Here is a 7,374-nt window from a genome sequence, read left to right as displayed (position 1 = left end):
ACCGCCGCCAGGGAGATCAAGTCCCTCATCGACGACTCCGTCGCCCAGGTCAACGCCGGCAGCCGGCTCGTGCAGGACGCCGGCTCCACCATGCAGGAAGTGGTCGAAAGCGTGCAGCGCGTCACCGCCATCGTCACCGAGATCAGCAACGCCAGCCAGGAGCAGAGCACCGGCATCGCCGAGATCGGCGGCGCCGTCAGCCAGATGGACCAGAGCACCCAGCAGAACGCCGCCCTCGTCGAGCAGGCCACCGCCGCCGCGCAATCGCTGCAGCAGCAGGCGCACCAGCTCGCCGACGCCGTCGCCGGCTTCAAGCTCGACGCCTACGGCTCCGCCCCCCATGCGCCCCGCCACCCGGCACTCGGCGCGCCTGAGTAAGCATCTGGGTCAGCGCCCGCAAAGGCATTAGCGGCGATGATGGAGGCATGGTGACATTACCCTCCACTCCGCACTCCTCCTCCGCCACGGCCGGCGCGCGCCGCACTCCCCTGTCGCCCCGCTCGTGGCTGGCCCTCGCGGGCTGGCTGCTGCTGTGCTTCATCGCCGCAGGCATCGGCAGCGTGGCCTCGGTGCAGGCGCCGCAGTTCTATGCCCAACTGGTGCAGCCGCCCTGGGCACCGCCGCCCGGCGTCTTCGGCCCCGTCTGGAGCGTGCTCTACACCCTCATGGGCATCGCCGCCTGGCTGGTCTGGCGCGAGCCCGCGGGCGCGGCACGGCGCCACGCGATCGTGCTGTTCTGCGCCCAACTGGCAGTCAACGCGCTCTGGAGCTGGTTGTTCTTCCAATGGCACCTGGGCGCATGGGCCCTGGCGGACATCGCCCTGCTCGGCCTCTGCGTGGCCGCCACGTTCGTGGCCTTCCTGCGCCTGCGGCCCCTGGCGGGCCTTCTGCTGCTGCCCTACCTGGCCTGGATCAGCTTCGCCGCGGCGCTGAACTACACCCTCTGGCGCATGAATCCCGGCCTGCTCGGCTGAGGGCGGCCGCCTGGGCGGCCGGCCTCTACAGCGCCTTGCGCAGGTTGGCCGGCGCGATCTTCAGCGCCTCGCGGTACTTGGCGACCGTGCGGCGCGCGCACTCGATGCCCTGCTCCTTGAGCATCTCGGCGATCTGGCTGTCCGACAGCGGCTTGGCCGGGCTCTCCGACGCGACGAACTGCTTGATCAGCGCGCGCACGGCCGTGCTCGACGCATTGCCGCCCGTCTCCGTGCCCAGCCCCGAGCCGAAGAAATACTTCAGCTCATAGGTGCCCTGCGGGGTCGCCATGTACTTGGCCGTGGTCACGCGGCTGATCGTCGATTCGTGCAGCCCCAGCTCGTCGGCGATGTCGCGCAGCACGAGCGGCCGCATGGCCAGTTCGCCGTGCACGAAGAAGTTCTTCTGCCGGTCCACGATGGCGCGCGACACGCGCAGGATGGTGTCGAACCGCTGCTGGATGTTCTTGATGAACCAGCGCGCCTCCTGCAGCCGCTGCTGCAGCGCCTGGTGCCCCTCGCCGCCGCGGTTGCCGCGCAGCGCCCCGGCATAGATGTCGTGCACGCGCAGCCGCGGCATGACGTCCGGATTGAGCTGCACGGTGAACGCATGCGCGGCCCCGCGGCCGCTGCTTTTCTTCACGATCACGTCAGGCACGATGATGTTGCGCTCGACCTGCGCGAAGGCCCGGCCCGGCCGGGGCTCCAGCCGCGCGATGAGCGCCATCGCCGCGCGCGTGCATTCCTCGCTGGCACCGCAGCCCTGGGCGAGCCGGCGCACATCGCGCCGCGCCAGCATCTCCAGCGGCTGCTGGCAGATGCGCAGCGCCGCCTGCAGCACCTCGGGCTCCGCATCGCCGTCCTCCTGCAGGGTGCGCAACTGCAGCGCCATGCATTCGCTCAGGCCGCGCGCGCCCACGCCCACGGGCTCCAGGCTCTGCAAGAGCCGCAGCGCCACCGTGAAGCGGTGCACCAGTTCCTCGACCTGTTCGGGGTCTTCCTCGCCTGCCAGCGACACGGCCAGCGACTCCAGCGATTCGTCCAGGTAGCCGTCGTCGTTCAGCGATTCGATCAAAAAGCGCAGCGCCGCGCGGTCCACCTCCGACAGGCGCAGCGACAGCGCCTGCCGGTGCAGGTAATCGGTGAGAGACTCGTGCTCGCGCGCGAGTTCAGTCGCGTCCGTGTCGTCCTCGTCCCCCATCTGGTTGCGGGTACGGGCAGGCGCCTCGCCGCCCCACTCGCCGTCGTCGGGCGCCATCTCGACGGTGCCGTCGCCCTCCCAGTCCGGCGCATCGGGGGCGTCCGGTGCCTCCGGGCCTTCGGATGCGCCCTCGCCCGGCGACGAGGCAGCGGCCTCCGCCGCAGTACCGCTGGCCGGCGTGTAGAGCGACTCCTCCGCACCGCGGTCGGCATCGCTCACCGGCGCATCCGCCTGCGGCAGGCCGAACTCCTCCCGCGGAGCCTCGTCCGGGTTGCGCTCCAGGAAGGGGTTTTCGTCGAGCATCTGCTCGACTTCCTGCGACAGCTCCAGCGTGGACAGCTGCAGCAGCCGGATCGACTGCTGCAACTGCGGCGTCAGCGCCAGATGCTGCGAGATGCGCAGCGAAAGTCCCGGCTTCATCACATCCGGAAGTGTTCGCCGAGGTACACGCGGCGCACTTCGGCGTTGTCCACGATCTCCGAGGGAGTGCCCTGCGCGAGCACCCGGCCGTCGCTGATGATGAAGGCGTGATCGCAGATGCCCAGCGTCTCGCGCACGTTGTGGTCGGTGATCAGCACGCCGATGCCGCGCGCCTTCAGGAAGCCGATGATGCGCTGGATCTCGATCACCGCGATCGGATCGATGCCCGCGAACGGCTCGTCCAGCAGGATGAACCGCGGCTGCGTGGCCAGCGCGCGCGCGATCTCCACGCGGCGGCGCTCGCCGCCCGAGAGCGCGAGCGCGGGCGAGGCGCGCAGGTGGTCCACCCGCAGTTCCTGCAGGAGCGCGGTGAGGCGCTCCTCGATCTCCGCGCGCGAAAGCGGCCGGCCGTCGTCGCCGCGCTGCAGCTCCAGCACGGCGCGCACGTTCTCCTCCACGGAGAGCTTGCGGAAGATCGAGGCCTCCTGCGGCAGGTACGACAGGCCCAGGCGGGAGCGCCGGTGGATCGGCATGTTCGCCACCGACTGCCCGTCGATGCGGATGTCGCCGCCGTCGCTGCGCACCAGGCCCACGATCATGTAGAACGACGTGGTCTTGCCCGCGCCGTTGGGGCCGAGCAGTCCGACGACCTCGCCCTTCTGCACGACCATGGAAACATCCTTGACCACCTTGCGGGTGCCATAGGACTTCTCGAGATGCATCGCCTCCAGGCGGCTCGGCGCGTCCGCCGCCGGTGCCGCCGCGGCGTCCGGTTGGTGGGAAGCCGCCATGCTCACTTCGCCCCGTTGCCGAGTTCGTTGCTGCGGCGCAGCGCGGGAGCGGGCCCCGGCGCAGGGGCCGCCGCGGGTGCCGAAGCAGTCTCCTTGGGCGAGAGCACCGCGCGCACGCGTCCGCCGGGCGTGCCGGACGACGCGGCGCCCCCGGGCGCGGTCTTCTGGCCGTCCACGGTGAAGACGTCGGTGGTGTTGTTGTAGACGATCAGCGCGCCGGCCATCTCGTCGGTGAGGGTGGACTCCCGGTAGCGGCGCAGTTCCGCGCGCCGGATCAGGCGCACCAGGTCGGCCCGGCCGTCGTACTCGATCACCTCGCCCTCGCCCTCGACGAACTCGTCCGGGGCGCCCGGCGCGGTGTCGCGCTTCTGGCGGAAGAAGGCCCGCTTGCCGGGCTCGGCCGTCATGGTGCCGTACTGGAAGCCGTCGGGATCCTGCCGCACGTCCAGCCGAGTGCCGCGCAGCACGATGGTGCCCTTGGTCACCACCACGCGCCCGGTGAACACGCTGGTCTGCTTGAGTTCATCGTGGCGCAGTGCGTCGGCCTCGATGTTCATCGGCTTGTTGCGATCGGCTTTTTCGGCCTGTGCGGGCCCCACGGCGAAAGCCATGGACGCCAGCAGGAGGAGGGTGGGGAGGAGTCTGGGTCTCATAGAGGGCACGAATCTTGCAAAGATTGTAGTCCCCTGCTGCGGCAGCGCAGCTGCCGGAAAGGAAAAGCCCGCCGGAGCGGGCTTCTTGCCGGGGCGGAGGGCAAGCAACGCCCTGGAAGGGATGTCAGCCCTTGCGGGCCACGCCCGCCAGGTATTCCACCACCTGCAGCACGTTCTGCATGCTGCCGGCCATGGTGCCGTCGGTGTAGAAGCGGCCGGCCACGCCCATGGAGGGCACGCCTTCGACGCCGTACGCATCCTGCAGCTGGGCGGCCTTGCGCAGCTGGTTGGACACGGTGAAGGAGTTGTAGATCTCCTTGAACTTGGCCACGTCCAGGCCCTGCTTGCCGATCCACTCGAAGATCTGGTCGTCCTTGTTGAGGGGCAGCTTCTCCACGTGCACGGCGCGGAACACCTTGGCGTGCACCTCGGGCAGCTTGCCCATGCCTTCCAGCGCGAAATACAGCTTCTGCTGCGCGGCGAAGCTGGAATTGAAGGCCACCGGAACGCGGCGGATCACGAGGTCCTTCGGTGCGGACTTGATCCAGGCCTCGAGCGTCGGCTCGAAGGCGTTGCAGTGCGGGCAGCTGTACCAGAAGAACTCGATGACCTCGACCTTGCCGGCGGGTGCATCGGTGGGGGCCGGCTTGGCCAGGCGGGTGTAGTCCTTGCCCTCCTTGAACTGTTTCGCCTGCGCGAAGGCGGGCGTGGCCACCGGCAGCGCAACGGCGGAAGCGGCCACGGCGGTGGCGGCGGAGAGGGAGAACTCGCGGCGTTTCATGGAAAAGGGCACTCCTGGTTACGGTATCTGGAGGATTGGGAGCCGCGCCGGGCGGCAAAGTTCAGTGGCTCGGTCAGTGCTGCACGCGCACCAGTGCGGACTCCACCCCGGCGCCGTCGAGCTTCTCCTTGAGCATCTCGGCATCGTCGCGCTTGGTGAACGGGCCCACGCGCACGCGGAACACCGTCCGGCCGTTCTGTTCGCGCTCGCTCACCCGGGCTTCCCAGCCCAGCATGGCCAGCTTGGCGCGCTGTGCATCGGCATCGCCCTGGGTACGGAAGGCGCCGGCCTGCACGAAGTAATCGAATGGCTCGGCGCCGGCGGCGGCACGCGCGCGTGCCAGGTCGCCCAGCGGATCGGCCGACGAGGCGCCTGCCACCGGCTTGCTCGCGGCGGCGCGCGGCGTGGACGCGGCCGCCACCGCGGCGGATGCCGCGGGCGTGCTGGCCGGTGCGGGCTCGACACCCGCGACGGCCGGCGTGCTGGCCGCCGGCGTGGCCGGCCGCGCCGGATTCTTGCCGTACAGCGGTGAATTCGGGTCCCAGTTCTTGTTGCGCTGGGATTCGAGGGCATCCTGGTCGGAACTGCGCGCCCCACCCTTGTTGAGGAAGGGTACGGGCACCTTGGTCACGTACACCGCCACGGCGAGCGCCACGCCCAGGCCGACGACGATCCCCAGGATGAAGCCGACGGCCGAACCGCCACGTTGCTGCTTCTTGGTCATATTTGGCTCGAGACTCACATTCTGGCTGGCGCCGACACGCCCAGCACGGCCAGGCCATTGTGCAATACCTGCGCCGTGGCGGCGACCAGCGCGAGGCGGGCGCGCTTGACGGCCTCGTCGTCCACGAGGATGCGCTCGGCGTCGTAGTAGCTGTGGTAGCTGGCGGCCAGGTCGCGCAGGTAGAAGGTCACGTCGTGCGGGGCTTCGCCTTCGGCGGCGGCCGTCAGCATCTCGGGGTACTTGGCCAGCTGCAGCATCAGGGCCTGGGCCTGCGGGCCTTCCAGGGCCGACAGGTCCACGTCCTTGAGCGAAGCGACATCGCCGCCGCCGGCCTCTGCCCAAGCCCGCAGCACCGACTGGATGCGCGCATGCGCGTACTGCACGTAATAGACCGGGTTGTCGTTGTTCTGCGCCACGGCCAGGTCGACATCGAAGGTGTACTCCGTGTCGGGCTTGCGCGAGAGCAGGAAGAAGCGCACCGCGTCCTTGCTGGTCCACTCGATCAGGTCGCGCAGCGTCACGTAGCTGCCGGCGCGCTTGCTGATCTTCACCTCTTCGCCGCCCTTGACCACGCGCACCATGGTGTGCAGCACGTAGTCGGGGTAGCCCTGCGGGATGCCGACATCGGCCGCCTGCAGGCCGGCGCGCACGCGCGCGATGGTGCCGTGGTGGTCCGTGCCCTGGATGTTCACGACCTTGGCGAAGCCGCGCTCCCATTTGGCGATGTGGTAGGCCACGTCGGGCACGAAGTACGTGTACGTGCCGTCCTTCTTGCGCATCACGCGGTCCTTGTCGTCCCCGTAGTCGGTGGACTTGAGCCACAGCGCGCCGTCCTGCTCGTAGGTGTGGCCCTTCTCGACCAGGCGGTTCACGGTGGCCTCGACGCGGCCCGAGGTGTAGAGGCTCGACTCCAGGTAGTACTGGTCGAAATGCAGATTGAACGCCCGCAGGTCCTTGTCCTGCTCATTGCGCAGGTAGGCCACGGCGAACTGGCGGATGTTGTCGTAATCCTCGACGTCTCCGTTCGCGGTGAATGCACGGTCTTCGGCCTGGACGGTCTTCTTCGCCAGGAAGTCGTTCGCGATGTCCTGGATGTACTCGCCGTTGTAGAACGCCTTGGAGGCCGGATTCTCCGGATCGGTGGGCCAGCACTCGTCGCCGGGCTTGAAGCCCTTGGCGCGCAGCTGCGTGCTCTTGGCCAGCGTTTCGATCTGCACGCCGGCATCGTTGTAGTAATACTCGCGGTGCACGCTCCAGCCCTGGGTGGCGAAGAGGTTGCAGATCGCATCGCCCAGGGCCGCCTGGCGGCCGTGGCCCACGTGCAGCGGCCCCGTGGGATTGGCGGAGACGAACTCGACCAGCACGCGCTGGCCGTTGTCCTTCCGGTAGCCGAACCGGTCGCCGGCGGCCAGCACCTCGCGCACGATCTCCTGCTTGGCGGCGGCTTTGAGGCGGATGTTCAGGAAGCCCGGGCCGGCGATCTCGATCGCATCGACCCAGCGCGCGAAGGCCGGCGTGGCCTCCAGCGCGGCCTTGAGCTGTTCGCCCAGCGCGCGCGGGTTGAGCTTGAGCGGCTTGGCCAGCTGCATGGCGGCGGTGCAGGCGAAATCGCCGTGCGCGGCCACCTTGGGGGATTCGAAAGCGGCGCGCCCGACGGAGCCGGGCGAGAGTTTTTCCAGCTCGCCGGCCAGCGCCGCGAGCAATTCCTGTTTGACGGAGAGCATGCGCGGATTCTACGGGCCGGCCGTCATCCGGCCGGGCCCGGCCGGCGTTAAGCTGGACAGCCCCGGTCTCCGCCAGTGGCGGCCGGGGCGGACCACCCCCTTACATCAT

At 69.3% G+C, this 7,374-nt stretch carries 8 protein-coding genes; 2 read left to right on the top strand and 6 right to left on the bottom strand.

The features are described from left to right. Positions 1-378: methyl-accepting chemotaxis protein (locus T336_RS0121210; protein ID WP_026434030.1), on the top strand; the 378-nt coding region annotated here is incomplete at its 5' end. Between the two features lie 47 nt (positions 379-425). Continuing rightward, a complete protein-coding gene (locus tag T336_RS0121205; protein WP_084151490.1) occupies positions 426-974 on the top strand; it encodes a TspO/MBR family protein in 549 nt (182 codons plus the stop codon). Between the two features lie 25 nt (positions 975-999). Here the strand turns inward: T336_RS0121205 and T336_RS0121200 are convergent, their stop codons facing one another. From T336_RS0121200 to argS, 6 genes are all read right to left on the bottom strand, one after another. Further along, on the bottom strand, positions 1,000-2,592 hold the full coding sequence (locus T336_RS0121200) for an RNA polymerase factor sigma-54 (protein ID WP_019703908.1): 1,593 nt from the start codon (positions 2,590-2,592) through the stop codon (positions 1,000-1,002). Next, positions 2,592-3,383: an LPS export ABC transporter ATP-binding protein gene (lptB, locus tag T336_RS0121195; RefSeq protein ID WP_013592972.1), complete on the bottom strand. Its 792-nt coding sequence runs from the start codon at positions 3,381-3,383 to the stop codon at positions 2,592-2,594. The genes T336_RS0121200 and lptB overlap by 1 nt, the downstream gene beginning before the upstream one ends. Positions 3,384-3,385: 2 nt before the next feature. Next, positions 3,386-4,036 carry a lipopolysaccharide transport periplasmic protein LptA gene (gene lptA, locus T336_RS0121190; protein ID WP_019703906.1) on the bottom strand — a complete coding sequence of 217 codons (651 nt, stop codon included), beginning with the start codon at positions 4,034-4,036 and terminating at the stop codon, positions 3,386-3,388. Between the two features lie 124 nt (positions 4,037-4,160). Next, a complete protein-coding gene (locus tag T336_RS0121185) occupies positions 4,161-4,817 on the bottom strand; it encodes a thiol:disulfide interchange protein DsbA/DsbL (protein ID WP_019703905.1) in 657 nt (218 codons plus the stop codon). A 73-nt stretch (positions 4,818-4,890) separates the two neighbouring features. Next, entirely contained in the window at positions 4,891-5,541 is a 651-nt protein-coding gene (locus T336_RS0121180) for an SPOR domain-containing protein (RefSeq protein ID WP_019703904.1), read from the bottom strand. A gap of 14 nt (positions 5,542-5,555) precedes the next feature. Further along, entirely contained in the window at positions 5,556-7,265 is a 1,710-nt protein-coding gene (argS, locus tag T336_RS0121175) for an arginine--tRNA ligase (RefSeq protein ID WP_026434028.1), read from the bottom strand. Between the last annotated feature and the right edge of the window lie 109 nt (positions 7,266-7,374).

Source organism: Paracidovorax oryzae ATCC 19882 (assembly GCF_000687165.1).
Classification (GTDB): domain Bacteria; phylum Pseudomonadota; class Gammaproteobacteria; order Burkholderiales; family Burkholderiaceae_C; genus Paracidovorax; species Paracidovorax oryzae.
The sequence above is the reverse complement of the archived record's forward strand: the minus strand, read 5'-3'. Positions and strand labels throughout refer to the sequence as shown.

Bases quoted from the DNA above. Each gene is read 5' to 3' on its own strand.
- T336_RS0121185 (WP_019703905.1), bottom strand. From the start codon at position 4,817: ATGAAACGCCGCGAGTTCTCCCTCTCCGCCGCCACCGCCGTGGCCGCT.
- T336_RS0121205 (WP_084151490.1), top strand. From the start codon at position 426: ATGGTGACATTACCCTCCACTCCGCACTCCTCCTCCGCCACGGCCGGC.
- lptB (WP_013592972.1), bottom strand. From the start codon at position 3,383: ATGGCGGCTTCCCACCAACCGGACGCCGCGGCGGCACCGGCGGCGGAC.
- T336_RS0121180 (WP_019703904.1), bottom strand. From the start codon at position 5,541: ATGACCAAGAAGCAGCAACGTGGCGGTTCGGCCGTCGGCTTCATCCTG.
- argS (WP_026434028.1), bottom strand. From the start codon at position 7,265: ATGCTCTCCGTCAAACAGGAATTGCTCGCGGCGCTGGCCGGCGAGCTG.
- lptA (WP_019703906.1), bottom strand. From the start codon at position 4,036: ATGAGACCCAGACTCCTCCCCACCCTCCTCCTGCTGGCGTCCATGGCT.
- T336_RS0121200 (WP_019703908.1), bottom strand. From the start codon at position 2,592: ATGAAGCCGGGACTTTCGCTGCGCATCTCGCAGCATCTGGCGCTGACG.